Here is a 20,036-nt window from a genome sequence, read left to right on the forward strand (position 1 = left end):
GCATTTGCGGGCTGATTTCAGACAAATTGCAGGTGATGAAGCTCTTAACCAGGATATTATAAGGATCAGAGTGAATTCAAGGTATGAATTCCCGTAATCCCCATCCACAAGCATAGATAAAGAAGGGGGCTGAAGTCCTTTAAACCAGGTCAAAATTTGCAATCTTTGTGACTTCAATAAATTTAAAAAACTTACGCATGAAAAATCTGATGTTTACCACTTTGGCGATGTGCCTCGCTTTGTTTGCATCCGCTCAGACCGATGAGCAGAAAGCAGCACAGGAAAAAGCAAGAATGGATCAATTAAGCAGCTCGACAAACCTGGAAGAAAAAGAAGGATGGACCCGCACAGCTGCCATTGGACTGGATCTTGGACAATTGTTGAACATCAATCCTTATTTGGGAGCAGGAAACAGCCGTCTGGGATTAGGTGGTGCCTTTCAATATAAAGCAGCCCTTAAAAAGGGCCTGACCAGCTGGAAAAATGATATCTTATTTAATTTTTCAGCTGAAAAAACCGGTTCCGGACTGGTGAGCGCGGGCTCCGATGAAAAAGTTCCTTTCAGAAAGGCACTGGACATGTTGCAATTGAATTCAAATCTTGCTTTTAAAACTTCGAAGGCATCTGCCTGGTCTTATGCATTTGATTTCGGTTTGAGAAGTCAGTTGTTCAACAGTTACGTAGATTCAGCAACGCAGCTGATTTACATGAAGGAATTAAATGAAGGCAATTACAACACCAAACTGGTATCCAAATTGTTCTCACCGGCACTGATCACATTCGCTCCTGGAATTCAATATTCAAAAAGCAAAGACTGGCAGATTTTTATTTCACCCGCAGCCGGACAATTGCTTTTTATCAGCGATCAAAAAATTGCCAATTTGGGTGTTCACGGCACCCCTTTGAAAGAAGGAAGTACAACGGAATACGAAACCAGCAAATTCGCATTGGGTGCATTTGTCAAAGCCGGTTATACGCATAAATATTTCGATAAACTGAACGTAGCCAGCGAACTGAGTTTGTTTTCCGATTACCTCGACCAGCCCCAACACATCGATGTAGTCTGGATGAACAATATTGGTATTGAGCTCTTCAAAGGATTTCATCTCAACCTCAAAGCAGACCTCTACTACGATCACGACAAAATTAACAACATCAGCGACGGCAATGCGGTAGGCGGCATCCAAGGTACCGGCAGAAGAATCAATGTGATTGAGCAATTGCTGGTGACCTATACGAGAAGAATATAGTTTTCAGTAAGCTGTTTCCAGGTTGTAGTTTGGTTATTCCCATAGGTGGATGGTAATTCCGATCCCATCCTATGCAAGAATTTCCTCAAAGCTATTCCTGTGAAATTACAAGTATAAATTGGCTAAAAAACACAAGTCTTATTTTATCGGGGGCAAAAAGTCCGAGGCACTTTAGTTACTAACACTTGATAGTATGCTGAAAGTTTAACAAAATTTATGTAAGAGCCTTCGACTTCCCGATAAGATGAACATGGATATTTTTTCCAAAGCACTATTTCAGCAACTTCATGTCGGGACGCTTTGCTCTCTAATCTTTGTTCTTACCATGAATCGCCTTTTCCTACAAGTTCTCATTGGCCACCCATCCATGCCCGCTCCCCTTCCATTCTTTTCATTTCCGTTTTGTGATAATAGCTGAACAGATCTTTATTGAGTTTTTTAACGATGTAGTTGCAATTTTTTTTGAGGTGGTCACTGGATGAGAAATAGGTGATCAGTGTTTTGGCATTGTTCTGGGTGATAAAAGGAAAGCCTTTTTGCATTGCAATTCCATCCGGGTATTGAAATATCCATCCTTCAGCTTCGGATTCAGGAGTTTTTCCTTTTCCCAGGATATATACTGAATCCGTTGGAAAAGGGCCGCCTGAACAATATTGCAGACTGTCGTCGATGAACAAAGTACCTTCAAATTGATTTTGCCGGAGCTCATGGTGATCTTTGTCGTAATAAAAATAGACCTTGCTAAACTGATAATATTTCCGGAATGCTTCAATAAACGCCCGATTAAATTGATCTCTTGATTTTAGGATTTCTTCAATTTCCTTATTTTTTTTCGCCTTACAGGCTTCATTGCATTTTTCAGATTGAATTGATTGCTTTATATATTGCAACTTTTTATCAAATGACTCCAAACGAACCAGTACAGAGGACGTTTTCATATTGCGGATGGCCATTTGATTGGCTAAAGGATCCTGTATATTTTGCGCAGAGAGCCACAAAGTGTTAAAAAAATATAAAAGCAGCATCCAGATGTATCCCGAATAAACCAAATTTGCGTTTTTCGCCATGCTTTCGCGTTTAATTGAAAACGCAAATTTGATCATTTCGCCGCCTCTATGGTATAAAATAAGTGAATTATGTCCTCATATATTGATATCGAGTCTTTAAATCAGCAGATCCTCATTGAAAGTGCGTTCATTGAGAAGTTGCAGAACCAACAAAAAGAAATTGTAGTCGGCCAGCAATACATGCTCGACAGGTTATTGCTGGGCTTGCTCACAAAAGGCCATATATTACTGGAGGGATTGCCCGGTTTGGCAAAGACTTTAGCGATCAAAACTTTGGCCCAGTCGATTGATGCCAGTTTCAGCAGGATCCAGTTTACTCCCGACCTCCTGCCCGCGGATATTCTCGGTACCCTGGTTTACAATCCGGCAGATCACCAGTTTTCCGTCAGAAAGGGACCCATTTTTGCCAATTTTATTTTGGCCGATGAGATCAACCGAGCACCGGCAAAAGTTCAATCGGCTTTACTGGAAGCCATGCAGGAAAAACAAGTCACCATTGGCAAAGAAACCTTTCAACTGGAAGAACCCTTCCTGGTTCTGGCGACACAGAATCCAATTGAGCAAGAAGGGACTTACCCTCTGCCGGAAGCTCAAACCGACCGGTTTATGATGAAGGTCGTCGTAAACTACCCGGCTTTTGAAGAAGAAAGACAAATTGTACGGAGGAATCTCAATGAGCAGGTTCTGCAAAAACCCGAAGTGGTCGTTCACCCCGATGATATTCTGAAAGCCAGAAAATCCGTTCTCAAGGTTTATATGGACGAACGCATCGAAAAATACTTGTTAAGTCTGGTCTTTGCGACGAGAAATCCGGAGAACTACCAATTAAAGGAACTATCCTCCTACATCGAATACGGTGCCTCTCCGCGTGCCAGCATTTTTCTGGCTCACGCAAGTAAAGCACATGCATTTATGCAACATAGAGGATTCGTCATACCCGAGGACGTACAGCATGTTTCCAGAGATATCCTTCGCCATCGCATAGGATTGAGTTATGAAGCGGAAGCGGAAGATGTCAACCAGGACGAAATTATTTCGAAAATCTTATCCAAAATTGAAGTCCCTTAGTCCTCAAAAATGAAAACGAACTGGATTTTCTCGATACTAACACTTGTATGTTTTTATGGACATGCCCAGCAGGTCGATCCCGGACCACAAGTCAGGCATGTCATTGATTTATTCGGAGTAAAAAATAAAGGACTTTGGGTTCAGGTTTTTGCAGGACTAAGCCATAAAGGAGATCCTTATTCTTTGGTCCTTGGACACGATCTAAAAGAATACAAGGGCATCCTTATGCAACTGGAAAGTAATGACAGTTTTTTTGTGGAAGGCCCTTATCATGCAGATCAATTCAAACTTATCATTCAGGATAGTAATTATACACATTTGGGCTTTCTTCTGGCTGAAGTTTACGAAACAGGACTCCGTGCGAGGTGGATGGATACCGGTAAAGAATCCGGAATGTTTATCGAATTAATGAAAAAACATCGCGAAGGATTTGCAACACCGGTGTGCAGTTCACACAATTGGTATCAATCCTTCAGCGGATTAATGGACAAGGATCAGGTTTTTGTACAGTTGCAAACCGATATTGACCAGCGAATTTATGGTACACTCAGCGTTCCGCAAAAATTAACCGGATATATTGTAACTGGAGATTGTGAAGATCAGGAATGTAAGATCATGAACCTGCGCATGCACGATTATTTTGGAGAACGAATTAAGGAATTCAGATTAGAGAAGATTAACGAGAGCCAATTTAAAACCGAAGAAAATTTTAAAAATAAATTTAAATTAATAGAACACTGGAACGCAAATGCCAAACAAAAATTCATTTGCAAAAACAAAGTGCTGCCCGGTATCAAGATCTATGCCCAGTATCTTCAGCTGAATGACCGCGAATTCGACCAGTGGTTGCATGCTTTTTTAGACAAATGGGCTGATCAGGTCGTGAATTATTACCAAAATGCACCCGTTGAAAAAATCCGGGAATTTTCAGCCTACATCGATATCGATTGGGTGCACAAAGACTGGGTGACCGGCATTTTCAGATTCGAGGAGCCCTGGAGCGAAGAAACACGGAACCTGTCGTTTAATTACGACCGGAAAAACAACAGAATTGTCAGTATCGATGAACTCTTTGAAAAGGAATTTGATTACAAGAAATATTTTGATGATTACATCGCTTGGAAAAAACAGGAAATGATGAGCGTCAACACTTCAAACAGATTTAAACTCTATGTGCAAACTGAAAAGTTTAGTCACTGGACGCTAAGACCCGAAGGGTTTTGTTTCAGTTCAGACTTTAACCGGGTTTGGGGAAACCGGAAAATAATCATTCCTTATGCATTGCTCCAGGATAAAATTCGAAAAACCGGACCCTTAAGAAAAATGTATTGAGCATGTTGACACAAGACATCCTTAAGAAAGTCAGGCAACTCGAGATCAAAACCAAAGGTTTGAGCCAGCATTTATTTTCTGGTGCTTACCACAGCCACTTCAAAGGAAGGGGAATGTCATTTTCAGAAGTAAGAGAATATTCTCCAGGGGATGACATCCGGCATATCGACTGGAACGTTACTGCAAGAACCGGACAAACACAGGTGAAAGTTTTTGAAGAGGAAAGAGAGTTGACTTTGATGTTGCTCATCGATATCAGCAAATCGATGCAATTTGGATCGAAGGATAAAGAAAAATACCTGTGGGCAGCAGAAATTGCTGCTGTGCTTGCCTTTGCAGCCAGTCAAAATCAGGATAAAGTAGGTTTGATATTATTCAGCGACCGAATCCACCTTTACATTCCTCCGAAAAAAGGCAGACGACATATATTGAGAATCATCCGCGAACTCCTGGTTCAACGATCGGAGTCGGGCGCAACCAATTATCATTTTCCCCTTCAGTATCTGAATCGCGTACAAAATAAAAGATGCATCAGTTTTCTGATGACAGATTTTCAGAATGATTTACCTGAAAATACTATTAAGATTGTATCCCGAAGACACGATCTCATTGGCTTGTTGCTGCGAGATCCTTTGGAAAAAGCAATGCCGGCATCCGGATTGTTTCAGTTCAGAGATTTGGAAACCGATGAAGAGGTTTTGCTCGATACTACAGATCTGAAATGGCAAAAAAAATATCGCGAACAACAAAACGCTCACCTCTCCCGCATCAGACAGATATTATTGAAATCGAAAGCTTCGTATCTCGAATTGCAACCCGATGAAACTTATATCAAAACGCTTTTAAATTTTTTCAAAAAGAGAAGTTGATTTGAAATTAAAATCATTTTATATCGGAATTCTGGCCTTGCTTTATTCAGCATCTGTTGCCCATACACAAGGAATGGCAGATTACCAGATGAAACTGGATTCCACGGACATGCTGTTGGGCGGCCAACAATATTTATATATATCTTGTAAAGACAGTCTGATCACTCGTGAAATTGACAACTTACTCGACACATTATCCTGGCTGAGCATACTCGAAAAAGAGAACTGGAAATCAGATCGGCAAAATTTCTCCAAAAAAATCCTGTTTTCCGTTTTTGACAGCGGTGTGTTCAAAATACCATTGCAAATCAGTTCTGAAGATGGTCCGGGAACTTCTCTGTTTTTGCGCGTTTATTATCCTTTGGATAGTTTAAGCGAGTTGAGATTAATCAAACCCATTGAAGAAACAAGTGCCGGCTCTCGCATGGCCACGATCATTTTAATGAGTTTATTGATTCTTCTCTTGATCCTGTTTGTATTGTGGCAATTTTTCAAGGCCGACAAAGCCCATGTTCTGAAGTTAGAACACACCAGTGTTCCAAAACCCTGGGAGATTGCCTGGAATGAGCTCGATGCATTGGATCGCGAGCAACTCTGGCAAAAAGCAGAAATAAAGCTTTTTTACGACAGGTTAAGCAACATCGTCAGGAAGTTTTTGTCTGATGGATTGTTTATTCCCGCCATCGAACATACCACTTCTGATATTTATTTGGCATTGAATGAAAAATTGACCGATCGTGAAGAAAATGATCAAGTCATCAGATTATTAACCACCAGTGATCTTGTCAAGTTTGCCAATAAGTTTCCCGCAGTCGAATCCCATGAAGAGTGGTTAAAAACAGCCAAAGCATTTGTAAAAAATCATCGGGAACAAAGCGAGCAACTTTCAGTTGAACATAGAAAACATTTTCTGGCCATACTTGGAGAAAAGCTCGCCAATCAATTTGAGGATCCCATGGAAATCGTTCCGGATGTTTTAGCGGAACTCTATGAAAGTGAGAAGAAACTTGAAGAATTAAATTTGTTTACAGGAATTTTTACTACAAATAAATATCAATTGCCGGCCAACTGGATTGCAATGCATCATCGCCATACCGGAAGATTTTACAAATGGCAAAACAATTTATTTTCTTCTGAAACCAATCGGCTAATCAGAATATTGATGTTTTTGATATCCATGCCGGTGATCGCCATATTCACACCTGTGCTTTACGTCGTGAGTTTGTGGAATAAGGAGTCCATGACAGCCAGAGGCATTTTTGCAGTCGGTAAAAATGATAAAATAGTTTTACGCAAAATTCCTGTCGGATGAATTTTTTTCTGGACCGGTTTGAATGGGAATCTCCCTGGTACTTGCTACTGCTGCTGCTCTTGCCTTATATCGCATACTTGTTGTTGAGAAAATCTCCCGGAACAACAAATGCAATTTTTTTTCCGGATCTCACCGGAATGCCTCAGCACTCCAATTGGAGAATCAGCACGTTAAAATATTTACCCTATCTGCGACTGATTGCCCTGGCATTATTTATTTTGGCACTGGCCCGGCCCCGCTGGATGCTGAAAGAAGAAAAAGTCGATGCAGAAGGTGTAGCCATATTTCTCGTCATGGATTTATCTTCGTCGATGTTGAGTCAGGACTTCCAACCAAACAGGCTTGAAGTCAGCAAGCAACTGGCTGTTGATTTTATTTCAAAAAGGCCCTATGACCGCATCGGGTTAACCGCATTTTCCGGGGAGGCCTTCACGCAATGTCCGTTGACTACAGATCACGATGCTTTAAAATCCCTGTTGATGGAATTAAAATGCGGCTTACTTGAAGACGGAACGGCCATTGGGATGGGATTGGCTTCAGCTGTGAACCGCCTGCGGGAAGATTCGGCCAAAAGTAAGATAGCTATACTGATCACAGATGGAGTAAACAATGCCGGAGATATTTCACCTGGCATCGCAGCCGAACTCGCCAAGAATTATCAGATCAAGATCTATTCCATAGGCGTGGGGACCAACGGAGAAGCTTATTCCCCTGTTGGAAGAAGTCCCCATGGTGAATACGTATTTGGCATGGCTCCGGTCAATATTGACGAACAATTGTTGAAACAAATTAGTCAGTACACGGGAGCGAATTATTACCGGGCTACCAATGCAGAAAAGTTAGCAGAGATATACCAGGAAATCGACCAACTTGAGAAAACCAAAGTAGAAATCCGGTACATTAAAAAGTATTCGGAAGAATTCAGGATTTTTCTGGTAGCTGGTTTTTTTCTGATGATGCTGGAATGGATATTAAGAAAGACATGGCTTCGCATCAATCATTAAAATAGAACGCAAACATGTTTAGATTCGAAGACAGCGATTATTTATACCTGATAGCGATCTTGCCTGTTTTATATGTTCTTTATCTGTTTGCAGAAAAAGAAAGAAAAAAGGCGTTTCAAAAATTGGGGGATCCCGGTTTGCTGAAAAAATTCAGGTTATTGGGCAAGGATTACAGCCTGCTGAAAAGTTTGTTGTTTTTTATGGTCGTTTTACTTACAATCGTTAGTTTAGCCAATCCACAATTTGGAAAAAAGAAAGAAAAAGCGAAGACGCAAAACATCGATGTATATCTGGCCATGGATGTATCGCAGAGCATGTTGTGTGAGGATATAAAACCCTACAGGCTTTCGAGGGCCCAACTATGGGTTAAACAATTTTTGGAAAGATTTCCATCTGAGCGTATAGGTTTTATTTCTTTTGCCGGCAGTGCATATTTGCATACTCCATTGACGACAGATCTGGCCACTGTATTTCATGTTGCCACCAGCGCTGCTCCTCAAAATCTGGGAACCCAGGGTACGGCTATTGCTGAAGCGATCAAACTGGCTGAAAAATCTTTTTCTAAAGAAGAAGGATTTCACAAAGTGCTGATCATTTTGAGCGATGGAGAAGATCACGAAGGTGAGATTTTAGCCGCAGCAAAAAATGCCAAAGATAAAGGTATTACCATTTTTACAGTTCCTGTTGGTACCGATCAGGGTGGACCTATACCGTCTTTATATCAGGGTGGAAGTAATTATCGCACAGACCGGGAAGGACAGCTCATCATTACCAGACCCAACAGAAAATTATTGAAAGAAGTGGCCGACGCGGGAGGTGGTGAATTGCTTGAAATACAATCGGGTGAAAAGGCATTTGATCTTCTCAAACAAAAATTTAATGCCTTAGCCAGAAAAGAAATCACCTACCAGTCGTTCAGCAGTTACAATTCGCTTTATCAATACTTCTTGTTGATAGCGCTGTTCTTGCTTATTGTTGAAACTTTAGTCATTCGAAGAAAATTATGAAATCAACTGGATTCGCTTTTATTTATCTGATCACCTCATGGCTTGCCAATGCCCAGGATCCATCCATGTTTTTTTTAAAAGCAGATAAACATTACAAAGATTCGAGTTTTACAGATGCAGAAGAACAATACCGGCAGGCGCATGCCATTAAACCCGGTTTTAAGAGTTATTACAACATTGGAAACAGTTTGTATCAACAGGGCAGAACTCAGGAAGCCATTGAATATTATAAAAACAGCATTCCATCCGAAACCCAAAAGGAAAAACAGGCAAAGGCCTTTTACAACCTGGGCAATGCTTATTTTCATAATCAGCAATTCGACAAAAGCGTAGATGCATACAAAGAAGCCCTTAAACGCACGCCATCCGATAACGATGCCCGCAATAATCTGATCCTGGCTAAGCAGCAATTGCAACAACAACAACAGCAGCAGCAGCAACAGCAACAGCAGCAGCAAAAAAACGAAGACCAAAAGAAAGAGGAGGAAAAAGAAACGACTCCTGAAAATTCATCACAGCAGCAACAGCCTTCCTCTAAAAATGAGCAAAAAAAAGAAAATCAAGTCAACGAAAATTCCGCTTCCAAAATGGACCAAGATCAAATGGAACAATTACTCAGGATGATCGGTGAACAGGATCAGAAAACCAGACAAAAATTGCAAAAAGCCCAAAGCAAATCACCGAAGAGGGAGAAAGATTGGTGACATTTGAGAGGTTTTGTCCCGGGATTTTGACCTTTCGACTTTTTGACCTTTAGACCTTTTGACTTTTTGACTTTTTGACCTTTTGTCCCGATAAAATTTAGAGAATTATTTCTTTACTAAAATATTATGCAATTTTATCGGGATTTTGACTTTTTGACTTTTTGACTTTTCGACTTTTCGACCTTTAGACCTTTTGACCTTTAGATCCTCGCTTTCAGCTTTTCGCTTTGCGCTTTAAGCTTCTTATTCTTTCACTATTGACATTCCACCCCTACGGGGCTGGATTTTGGTTAAATTAATGATTCTGTAATCTTTATATAATCGTAATTTTCTTCCCGACATAAAGGTGATGTATTTCTATTTCAGCAATTTCATGTCGGGACACCATCACTCCCCGCTTTCAGCTTTTCGCTTTGCGCTTTAAGCTTCTTATTCTTTCACATTACTCTTTACTCTTTGTTCCCTGTACTCTGCGCTTCGCTCATTGAGCCTTCAGTCTTTTAACCTTCAGCCTCCTCAATACACTGCCATATCAAACAACTTCCTGTACTCCAGACTCATCGGATGCTGTGCACCTAAAAAATGAAACAATGCAATTCCGGTGCGTCGTGGCAATTCGTTTTGGAACTGAGGTTCTTTGTGCACCGCTTCGATGATAAGCTCCAATGCCTGACCCAGGTCTTTTTCAAACAATTTGGATTTTGCTTTAGTCAAAATATCGCGGCTTTTTGAATCCGGTGGTCCTTCCAATTTCATCCATTCGTCGATAGCTTGCAGATCTGTTAAAATTTCTCCTTTATTGGAACCGGAGGGCATGTTATTCAATCGTTCGATCGCCCTGTTGGAATTGTAGAAGATCTCGTGTTTTATTAAATTATGAATCGCTTCTTCGTGTTCTGGATGGCCGGTGAGAAACAGGTCTAGTTTTTCTGCGAAGTGCGCATCCGGAAAATCCTTTTGCTCTGCAACCAGGGCATCGAAATCATCTACCTGTGCTTCTACCAATTCGGGCAGATCCAGCTGAGTAAAGATTTTGTCGAGCCATTGTCGTATGGTTTCTTTGGATTGTGCACCAGTAAACTCGTCGATGATCTTTCCTTCGTAAACTAATTTACAATGTGGGATGCTTTGAATTCTGAAGTAGGCCGCAAGGTCTTGTTCTTCCTCCGTATTAATTTTGACCAAGGCCCATTTGCCCTGATCTTCCTTTTCGAGTGCTTCCAATGAAGGTCCCAGGACTTTACAGGGTCCACACCAGGGTGCCCAGAAATCTACCAGTACCGGTTTTTCAAAACTGAGATCGACGACATCCCTTTTAAAATCAAATGCAGTTTGGTTCATACCAGATCATTAAATTTTAAAAACAAGACACTATTAAATAAGTTTTAAGGTCCGATGGGCAAAAATAGCCGATCGGTAAAATCTAAAATTCAGTTGATTAACTTTGCCTTAAATTAATTCAAATGGGAATTATAAAGGTATTGTTATATAGCTTGATTTTAATGGTTTCATGTAAAAGCGATTCTAAACAGGAAGCGGCTAAATCAAAAAAGCCCCTTACTATTGAGAACCTCCAGGGGTCGTGGGCCAGCAAGCCCGGCGGACCGGCAGAACTCCGTTTTGAAAACGACATGATCTATTTTGTGGAAGACGAGCAGTCTTTTCAATATGTGATCACGGGAGATTCGATCCAATTTGAACTTGAATTTGCCACATTCTGGTATAAAGTGATTCTCACCGGAGATGACGAAATGGACTTTTCCACCCCCCAGTTATCGGCGAAATATGTTCGTTTAAAACATTGAATTTCAACATATTACAGATATTTATGTGAATTTCAAGTTGGAATAGTTTTCAAATAATTCATAAATATCCTTAGATTTGCGCTCCCTTTAAAGGTCGGGTGGCCGAGTGGCTAGGCAGAGGTCTGCAAAACCTTGTACAGCGGTTCGAATCCGCTCTCGACCTCATAATCTGAATTTCCCCTTATTCATCCGGATAAGGGGATTTTTATTTTAGATTGATTTATTAATGAATTACACCTTATTATCAATGAATTCCTTATAAGGAATGATAAGAATCGATCAAGAAAAAACAGCACCTACAGCAACACCTAAATAAAATATATAAAATTAGAGTTCGAAAAGGAGCTGCATGATGCACATATTTGAACTCAAATGTTACCCTTTGAGGAATCGAACATCAATCCAAAGAACCGAAAAATCCCGTTCTACCCGTTGAACAAGAGGGCTAGGAAGGAAAAGTATTGATGATTTATCAGAATATTGTTACTTACTGATTTAAAAACTCACACCAAGAAGTTCTGAACTATAAAAACAAATTTACATCTCCCACTTTTTTATACAAAACCCCCTTTGTATCTCTCCAAATAATTTGGTAAACATAAACTCCGGGCTGACATTTTTTTCCTAGCGCGGTACCATCCCAAGATCTGCAGTCTTGTGTACTGACTTTTGTGTTCTTGCACTCAAAAACCTGATTGCCCCATCGGTCAAAAACCTGCATTTGTTCTATGGTTCCTCTACCGTGCTCCATAACTGGCATCCATCTATCATTGATGTTATCGCCGTTGGGACTGAAGCTGTTTGGTATATAAGGTTCCCTTGTTTTTTTATTCACGCGAATTAAAATGGAATCGGTGAACATGCAGCCATTCTCATCGGTGACTTGCACATAATATTTGGTATCTCCTGTCGGGCTTACCTTTGGCTTTGGACAATTTACACAATCAATGCCTTTGTCCGGCGACCAACTGACCTTGCTCACATTGAACGAGTAATAAGGATCCAGTGTCAGGGAGTCTCCTTCTTCGATTTGATGTTCTGAAGCTACATCTACCAAAACCTCCTCGTACCATTTCACGGCATAATTGAAAACAGAGTCGCAGGTTCCTTGGTTTTGTTTGCGCGATGTCCAACTTGCTTCTGTATTGACCCAAGCATTGGCAATAAAAATGGAATCTCCAGGGCATAGGTAAAATTCAAAATTTTGTTGCTGAGGGACGTGTTTAAGTCGAATGACAGACCAATGAGTTGAATCGCATCCAAAGTGATTTTGATACTCTGATTCCAAAAGAATTGTATCATGCCTCCATTTACCTTGCACCAGGACCGAATCTCCCGGACAAATTTCATAAACCGTGGTATCGGGTATTTGCTGTGGATAATACTGAATGTTTAGCTGCCAGATCGAATCGCAACCATTTTGATCCTGATATTGAATTTGCTTATGAAGGCTGTCTGTAAACCATACCCCTGAAAAGAAAACCGAATCTCCTTTGCACATTACATGATCAAACGAATTGACCTGTTGCACCGGATGAAGTTTTATATAAATCGTATGCATGGAATCACAACCATGCTTGTCTGAATAATTTTGTTGAACTTGTACAGAATCTTTATACCATTGAAAATTGACGAGGATGGAATCGCCCGGACAGATCCACTTGGTGTGTTCCGTCTGATTCACCACAGGGTAAGTAAGCAATTGAAGATAAGAAATGGAATCACAACCGGAGGGTCCTGGCTGGATGATGGACAACAAAGTATCCGAATTGTATGTATTACCTGCGATGACCAGTGTATCTCCCCGACAAAACCAAAGGCTATCATAGCGAACTTCTTTTTGTTTTTTGGTAGAAATGCAAACTGATGCTGTGCTATCACAAAACTCAGCAAAATGGATGTGTAGATTTAGACAGGTATCATTTGACAATGAATTGATTTTAAAGCTATCTGCAGAAAGCAGATTTCCATTGATGAAAACACTTTCAGCATTGGAGCTGAATTTAAATCGTGCCTCACTTCCGCTGCAAATCAAACTATCTCGTAGCAGCCATGTAAAGTTGGGAGTGCAATTGCAATTGTTTACCTTAATTTTCAAGGTATCGTTTTTATATCCACAAGCTGTGGGGTAAGCTGCAATTACTCGTTTATACCCAGGCTTTGCAAAATACACATCGATAGTGTCTCCATTATGTCGGGTGATGATGCCCCCATCGGGTAGCTGCCACACCAAATCTGGATGAGGACAGGGGTCCGTCAATACATAACGCACCGTAGTGTCAGCACAAAATTCATAAGGGCCACGCGTGTATAGGCGATAAGGAAATTGTATGCCCTGTGCAAAATGCGGAGCTCCAAGGCCAGAACCAGCTCCAAGGTTGAATCCAAACAAACGAAAATCACAGGCAAGACCCTTGAGGTTTGGTTTTTCTATAGTATACAAAAATGTATGTATAGAAGAAAATGTAGTAATGTATATTTTACCATTCGGACCCAGTACCGGAGCGCCCGTGTTGCGACCGGCTTGTGCAGAGATCAGCACCAGACTTTTGTTTATCGCCGCCGTATCCCAATCACTCAAATCCACTTGCCAGATTTTTGAACCCGTGATGTACAACTTGGTATCGTCCGGCGAAAATTCGGCTCCGTTAACAAATTCACCAATCAAATTTAAGTTCAAAACTACACCCCCACTGATGGTACCAGTTGATGGATCAAATCGATGGATTTCAATCGGATTGGGTTTAGATCTATCGCCATGTGTTACTTCAGCTATTATTGATCCTGAATGTGAGGATTTTAGATACCCTCTTAAAGCATATCTATAATCAAAATTATTAACTACCCCAGAGTTCATTTTCCCATTTAAGCTCAATCCAGTTTGATCCAAATTCCACACTGTGAACTCTTGTGTGATTGCATTTTGACCGATGATCCACCAGTCTTTTCCGTTGCAATGCCTGATGCCTTCCACCCGCTCTGAAGATGTGTCTATCATAGTCTGGTGTTTTAGGATTACTTTTCCAAGCCCCCCGTTGAGGCTCATGTCGATGACGGCGTATCTTAGTTTTTTTGCAAACGTGTCGGTATAATCGGTTATCTGCCCAGGATAAAAGATCCAGTACAATGAATCGCTTCCGGGTTGAAGTAAAACTAAATTCATGGTGGATGACGCCCCTGCATAACCAAATGGAGAGTTAATGCTTCCATTGTCCATTATTTGATGCATGGAATTATAAATCTCATTGTTATTCGTATAAAACAACAATTTTCCAGAATGGTCACAAATCGAAGTATGTGCTTCCCCCGCATAGCCACTAAAACCGGTATCCACGACAGGAAACCCTCTGGTCCAATTCAAACCATGTTTACCCATATACCACACCGCGGTTTCCAGTCCACTGGGACAGCTGTCTAAAAGTTGAAAGGGATTTTTCAATTGTAATTCATCAAAAAGCTTGTTTATATTTTCCGATGGCTTGACCAACGGATAAGAATGGAAATTATAATCAATCTTGTTTACATCCATTTTATTAGTGCATATAATGTCGGAATCATTGCATTTATCCAATACAGTATTTTCTTTACCAAACCAATGTTCCGGCATGCACAACAGTAAAATAAAACATGACAAAATAATATATATATTTTTCATCCGGGTGTATGCATATTTAAATGATCCGCTTATAAAGTAAAACGCTTTATCATAAGTTAAATATCTTCATGTTTCTTTGAGCCTTTAAAGACGCGCTGAACCACCAATACCATTATGGTAAACAAGTAAAAAAAATGAATTAGCCCGTCCTTTATAAATAAAAATTATTTTTTAAAAATGGAAAAGTATTCTTCAAAAACAAATATCCTATTTCGTTTTTGTCCGGTAATCTCTTTTAACATTCCACTCCTCACAAAATCTTCAATCAATTTATAAGAGGACACTAAAGACAAATTTGTTACTTTAGCAACATCGTCTGCGTAAAGAATGGGCTGCTGATACATGTGGTCCAGCAGAATTTTAGCGACGGCTACCTTTTTACCTAATTTGTATATTCGATTTTCTTCACAGTCTTTTTTTAATTCAAGAATATCTCTTAATGTGCGACTCGAATTTTCACTGGTTTCTATTATTCCCGACAGGAAAAACTTTATCCAACGTATCAGATCATTATGCGTTCTGACCCTGGTCAAGTTGCCATAATAAAACTGTTTATTTTTTTCAAAAAAGTCAGACAGATAAAGTACTGGTTTTTTGAGAATATTTTTTTGCACTAAATAAAGAGTAATCATTAGTCGACCTATTCGGCCATTACCGTCAAGAAAGGGATGGATGGTTTCAAACTGATAATGAGCGATAGCAATTTTCATCAGGTTTGTAAGACCAGTGTCCTCGTTATGTAGAAAATTTTCAAGATCACTCATTAAAGAATTAACATCTTGAAAAATGGGTGGAATAAATATTGCATTTTGCAAAGATGACCCACCAATCCAGTTTTGACTTCTTCGAAATTCGCCTGGTAATTTATGTTCACCTCTGACATCGCCACTAAGTAATTCTCTATGAGCCTCCCTTAGCATTCTTGAAGAAAGCGGTAATTCAGCCAATTTATCGATGGAAGAGTTCAACGCCTTGATATAATTATTAACCTCTTTCCAGTCATTTTTTCTTTCAGGATTAATTTCACTTTCTTTTAGCAATGCCTCTTCCATATTTGTTTGAGTGCCCTCTATTTGACTTGAAACAGTAGCTTCTTTGACAACATACATCCTAATAAAATGGTCAATGTTTGGTATCTGATGGGAATAGGCCTCCAACTGACCAATGGAAATTGCCGACTTTTCCATTAGTCGGGTCAGCTCTCGGTCATCCCAAGACCAAATAGAATTGATATTTTCCGGTCTAAAGGCTTTATAATCAATTATTTTAATGAAATTTCCTGCTTTAAAAGTCTCAATCTTAATCACGTAGTAAAGTTAATTATAAAATTCATTATTTAAGTTAATCGAATTAAAGTTAAATATGGATTTTCTTATTTAACTTTAAATGGCCTATTTAATCATTAGCAATGCCTACTCTAATTTTATAAATATGTTACTCAAGGATACAAAATAAATAGATGGGACCAATTAATCCTGGCTAAAACTATGTCCTGGCCTATGTCCTGGGTTAATTGAAGTCATGTAAATACTGAAATATGGCACTTGTTCGAATCCGCTCTCGACCTCAATCCGCCAGCCGGCGGAATATTTCCCCTTATTCGACAGGATAAGGGGATTTTTATTTTTACTCCAACGAACCTCTATGCACAAATCATTTATTCAACAAATTCGGGTTCAAACGCATACTAATTAGCAGTTTTTAAGAAATGGGAACTGGAACATTTATTTGTTACCACATTAAAGATGGAAAAGCTTATATTCTTTTTTATAAAAAGAAATAAGCCCATTAAAGTTGACCATGAAATGCAAAATTGCACAAATAAATATGTTTGTCCGGAATATTCAATCTATTAAAAATTTTGTGGAGAAACCAGCTTTATCGGAGTCCTCAATATTTTTGAAGACAATAGAAGCTACCAACAGGAACATTTATGGCAAAGTTGGCTTTTTAATATGATTGCTTATTAAATCCAATTTGACCATCAAAGCAATTTAATAAATTCATTATAACAATTTACCAATTACCTAAAGAATTCAACAGATTAGTTTCAGGCTTATTAATTTTGAATACTTTTTTCGCCATTACTTTTCATTATGAATATCCACTCAGTCTTTAATCTTTCATTGGTCCTGCGCCTGTTGGTGGCATTGATTTACCTTCAAACCCTCTATTTCAAATTCTCCGCTCACCCGGATTCGGTTTACATTTTTTCAAAATTGGGAATGGAGCCCTGGGGCAGAATCGGTATCGGAATAGCCGAACTTGTAACTTCTATATTGCTATTGGTACCCCAAACCAAATTATACGGAATCTTACTCAGCCTGGCTGTGATTTCAGGAGCGATTTTCTCACATTTGGGTCCGCTGGGTATCCAAGTGCAGGGCGATTCGGGTAAAGTGTTTTATCTGGCCGTGCTGGTCTTTTTGTTTTCAGCTTTGTTGGTTTGGCTTCACCGGACTGATTTTAAATTACTTTGGAAACAGATGGCCCGTAATTCCGATTGAGTTTGGCTCCAAAGCCTTCAGAGCGAACCGTATTTCAGAATTTAAGCCTAATTTTATGCCATGGAGTCCGGGTAGCCTGGAATTTTGATCATGTCAAATCTCTTACCTTGCCTTGAGGGCTTCAAGTTTAACCTAATCTGACATGAAAATCGACCTTATTCATAAGACATTAGCCGATCTTTCGATCCATATCCAAAATTTGAGCGATCCGGAATACGCTCAGGCCATTCAAACCCTCAGTGGCAGCAGTATTGGCGAGCATACGCGGCACATCATCGAGTTCTTTCAGGAACTCTTATCCGGCTATGAATCGGGCTGCGTTCATTACGATGGCAGGAAAAGAAACCCGCTGATCCAAAACAACCGCCAGGTTGCCATAGATTGTATTCATCAGATTGCAAGCCAAATCCAACTTCCCGATAAAACTTTGCAATTAAAATCCTGCATTTGTTCGGAAGACCAATTGCTCGCTACGAATTACCACCGCGAATTGTTTTATGCCTGGGAACATTGTATCCACCATCAGGCACTGATCAAAGTGGGACTCCTCGAATTAAATAAAACGACTACAGACCATCCTTTTGGTGTTGCAGAATCCACACTTAGCTATCGCAATCAATGTGCACAGTAAGTTTTGTAAGAACTGCCGATCAACATATCCTTACTTCCAATCGCGACGAAAGCATAAACAGGCCTTCTGCCAAACCGTTGCAGACCTTTCAACATGCAGAAAGACAACTGTTTTATCCTCAGGATCCCCTTGGAGGTGGCAGCTGGTTTTGTGTGGATGATTTGGGTCGGGTCATCATTTTACTCAATGGCGCGGAAGAAAAACACAAACACCAGCCACCCTATCGGAAAAGCCGCGGATTGATTTTGCTTGACCTGATGGAACAGCCTGAATTAAAAAATGGATGGGACCTTTTGAATTTAACCGACATCGAACCTTTTACTTTGGTTTGCTTTACAAATGGGCATTTGTTTCAATTCCGATGGAATGGCCGGGAAAAAGAATACTTGCTCCTGAACAGTGGTTCGGCCCAAATCTGGTCTTCCTCAACGCTCTATTCAAAAGATATACGCAACGTACGCAAACAATGGTTTGAAGAATTTCTGCACGAAAATCCCAATCCAAGCCCGGAAAAAATGTTGTACTTCCATCAAAATGCAGGTAAACACGATCCGCATAACGGGCTACTGATGAATCGGGAAGAAAAATTACTGACAAAAAACATAAGCCAGTGCGTCATTCACCCGCATGGAGCCCGGGTCTTGCATCGCGACCTCGTCGAACAATTTCAAAACGAAATTCAAATTACATTCAAACAGTCGTGAAGTTGTTTTTTCATAAACTCAGACATTGGGAATATTGGCCGGCCTGGTTGATCTATTTTCCGGTTTCCATCCCCTGGATATATTACAGCATCCGCTCTGGTAGTTTTTTCTTTTTTAACCGGGTGAATCCCGGCATTCGCAATGGCGGTATGATGAATGTCAGTAAAATGGAAATCTACAAGCTCATTCCCGAACACTATTATCCTAAAACATACCTGGTTAAATTCGGTGAATCCTTGGAACCTCATTTTAGAGAAGTTGAATTTACATTCCCCCTGTTTGTAAAACCAGATAAAGGATTGCGTGGAACTTTGGTCAAAAAAATTGAAAGTCCCATCGAGCTTATCAAATACCATGACGAAGCCACCTTTGATTATCTTATTCAAGAGGAGATACCTTATCCATTGGAAATAGGATTGTTTTACATACGCATGCCTAATCAATCCTTCGGAAAAATTAGCGGTATCGTTGAAAAGATCTTACCCGAAGTAGCTGGAAACGGCTATTCCAATTTGCGCCAATTAATGAAAGATGATCCACGTCTGGAGATGCAAATAGAAGCTCTGCAAAAAGAAGACCCCAGTCGTTTGAACAGCATTCCCGCCAAGGATGAAAAATTCCTTTGTTCTCCTTATGGAAACCATTGTCGGGGTGCACTTTTTTTAGATCAAAGCCACCGGATAACAGAAAAAATGGTTTTGCAATTGGATGCCATCTGTTCACAAATCCCGGGCTTTTTCTACGGACGTCTGGACATTAAGTTCAACAGCTGGGAAGAATTCGAGGCCGGCCAAAAATTTCAAATCATCGAGCTGAATGGTGCCTTGAGCGAACCGGCACACATGTATGATCCCAGGCATAGCTATATAAAAGGCCAAAGAGAAATCTTCAGGCATATTCACTGCATGTATCGCATTTGTCGTCACCATCAGCAAAATGGCATTAAGGCGCTGGATTGGAAAGAAGGAATCCGCGAATTGAAAAATCACTACCAAACTATTTCCAATTACAAGAGCAACATGTAAATGATCTAACGAACGTTAGTAAAACACAATCCCTCGTATTTTTCAAATAATATCAATCGGATTGTTTTCTGAATTGCCTGATGACTCGACTGCCAG

General features: G+C 40.1%; 17 protein-coding genes and 1 tRNA gene. 14 read left to right on the top strand and 4 right to left on the bottom strand.

The window, feature by feature from the left end:
* The first annotated feature begins 197 nt into the window (after positions 1–197).
* Positions 198–1,250: a DUF3078 domain-containing protein gene (locus IPM34_14345; GenBank protein MBK8956716.1), complete on the top strand. Its 1,053-nt coding sequence runs from the start codon at positions 198–200 to the stop codon at positions 1,248–1,250.
* Positions 1,251–1,600: 350 nt separating this feature from the next.
* Here IPM34_14345 and IPM34_14350 read toward each other — a convergent pair whose 3' ends face one another.
* Positions 1,601–2,317: a hypothetical protein gene (locus IPM34_14350; GenBank protein ID MBK8956717.1), complete on the bottom strand. Its 717-nt coding sequence runs from the start codon at positions 2,315–2,317 to the stop codon at positions 1,601–1,603.
* Positions 2,318–2,386: 69 nt separating this feature from the next.
* Here IPM34_14350 and IPM34_14355 point away from each other — a divergent pair, with 69 nt between their 5' ends.
* From IPM34_14355 to IPM34_14385, 7 genes are read left to right on the top strand one after another with little or no spacing between them, the layout of a single operon-like run.
* A complete protein-coding gene (locus IPM34_14355) occupies positions 2,387–3,385 on the top strand; it encodes an AAA family ATPase (protein ID MBK8956718.1) in 999 nt (332 codons plus the stop codon).
* A gap of 9 nt (positions 3,386–3,394) precedes the next feature.
* Complete coding sequence (locus IPM34_14360; protein MBK8956719.1) at positions 3,395–4,717, top strand: hypothetical protein; 1,323 nt, start codon at positions 3,395–3,397, stop codon at positions 4,715–4,717.
* Between the two features lie 2 nt (positions 4,718–4,719).
* Positions 4,720–5,586 (top strand): DUF58 domain-containing protein, encoded by an 867-nt coding sequence (locus IPM34_14365; GenBank protein MBK8956720.1) that lies wholly within the window; start codon positions 4,720–4,722, stop codon positions 5,584–5,586.
* A 1-nt stretch (position 5,587) separates the two neighbouring features.
* Complete coding sequence (locus IPM34_14370) at positions 5,588–6,898, top strand: hypothetical protein (GenBank protein ID MBK8956721.1); 1,311 nt, start codon at positions 5,588–5,590, stop codon at positions 6,896–6,898.
* Positions 6,895–7,902 (top strand): VWA domain-containing protein, encoded by a 1,008-nt coding sequence (locus tag IPM34_14375; GenBank protein ID MBK8956722.1) that lies wholly within the window; start codon positions 6,895–6,897, stop codon positions 7,900–7,902. Before IPM34_14370 ends, IPM34_14375 begins: the two co-directional genes overlap by 4 nt.
* A gap of 14 nt (positions 7,903–7,916) precedes the next feature.
* Entirely contained in the window at positions 7,917–8,909 is a 993-nt protein-coding gene (locus tag IPM34_14380) for a VWA domain-containing protein (GenBank protein MBK8956723.1), read from the top strand.
* On the top strand, positions 8,906–9,613 hold the full coding sequence (locus tag IPM34_14385) for a tetratricopeptide repeat protein (GenBank protein MBK8956724.1): 708 nt from the start codon (positions 8,906–8,908) through the stop codon (positions 9,611–9,613). Before IPM34_14380 ends, IPM34_14385 begins: the two co-directional genes overlap by 4 nt.
* 516 nt (positions 9,614–10,129) lie before the next feature.
* Here IPM34_14385 and IPM34_14390 read toward each other — a convergent pair.
* Positions 10,130–10,954, bottom strand: a complete 825-nt coding sequence (locus IPM34_14390) for a thioredoxin fold domain-containing protein (protein MBK8956725.1) — start codon at positions 10,952–10,954, stop codon at positions 10,130–10,132.
* Positions 10,955–11,076: 122 nt separating this feature from the next.
* Here IPM34_14390 and IPM34_14395 point away from each other — a divergent pair, with 122 nt between their 5' ends.
* Together IPM34_14395 and IPM34_14400 are read left to right on the top strand one after the other, a co-directional pair.
* Positions 11,077–11,418: a hypothetical protein gene (locus tag IPM34_14395; protein ID MBK8956726.1), complete on the top strand. Its 342-nt coding sequence runs from the start codon at positions 11,077–11,079 to the stop codon at positions 11,416–11,418.
* Between the two features lie 92 nt (positions 11,419–11,510).
* A tRNA-Cys gene (locus tag IPM34_14400) sits at positions 11,511–11,581 on the top strand.
* 360 nt (positions 11,582–11,941) lie between these two features.
* Here IPM34_14400 and IPM34_14405 read toward each other — a convergent pair.
* Together IPM34_14405 and IPM34_14410 are read right to left on the bottom strand one after the other, a co-directional pair.
* Entirely contained in the window at positions 11,942–15,025 is a 3,084-nt protein-coding gene (locus IPM34_14405; protein MBK8956727.1) for a gliding motility-associated C-terminal domain-containing protein, read from the bottom strand.
* Between the two features lie 212 nt (positions 15,026–15,237).
* Positions 15,238–16,371: a Fic family protein gene (locus IPM34_14410; protein MBK8956728.1), complete on the bottom strand. Its 1,134-nt coding sequence runs from the start codon at positions 16,369–16,371 to the stop codon at positions 15,238–15,240.
* A 798-nt stretch (positions 16,372–17,169) separates the two neighbouring features.
* On the opposite strand from IPM34_14410, the gene IPM34_14415 reads away from it, so the two are divergent.
* The 4 genes from IPM34_14415 to IPM34_14430 all read left to right on the top strand — a co-directional run bounded on the left by IPM34_14415 (position 17,170) and on the right by IPM34_14430 (position 19,940).
* The gene (locus IPM34_14415) at positions 17,170–17,580 is read left to right on the top strand and encodes a DoxX family protein (GenBank protein MBK8956729.1); all 411 of its coding nucleotides are present in this window, start codon (positions 17,170–17,172) and stop codon (positions 17,578–17,580) included.
* A 142-nt stretch (positions 17,581–17,722) separates the two neighbouring features.
* A complete protein-coding gene (locus IPM34_14420) occupies positions 17,723–18,211 on the top strand; it encodes a DinB family protein (GenBank protein ID MBK8956730.1) in 489 nt (162 codons plus the stop codon).
* Positions 18,199–18,915: an NRDE family protein gene (locus tag IPM34_14425; GenBank protein ID MBK8956731.1), complete on the top strand. Its 717-nt coding sequence runs from the start codon at positions 18,199–18,201 to the stop codon at positions 18,913–18,915. The genes IPM34_14420 and IPM34_14425 overlap by 13 nt, the downstream gene beginning before the upstream one ends.
* Complete coding sequence (locus IPM34_14430) at positions 18,912–19,940, top strand: D-alanine--D-alanine ligase (GenBank protein ID MBK8956732.1); 1,029 nt, start codon at positions 18,912–18,914, stop codon at positions 19,938–19,940. The genes IPM34_14425 and IPM34_14430 overlap by 4 nt, the downstream gene beginning before the upstream one ends.
* The last annotated feature ends 96 nt before the right edge of the window (positions 19,941–20,036 follow it).

It is taken from the genome of Saprospiraceae bacterium, assembly GCA_016716185.1.
Lineage (GTDB): Bacteria > Bacteroidota > Bacteroidia > Chitinophagales > Saprospiraceae > Vicinibacter.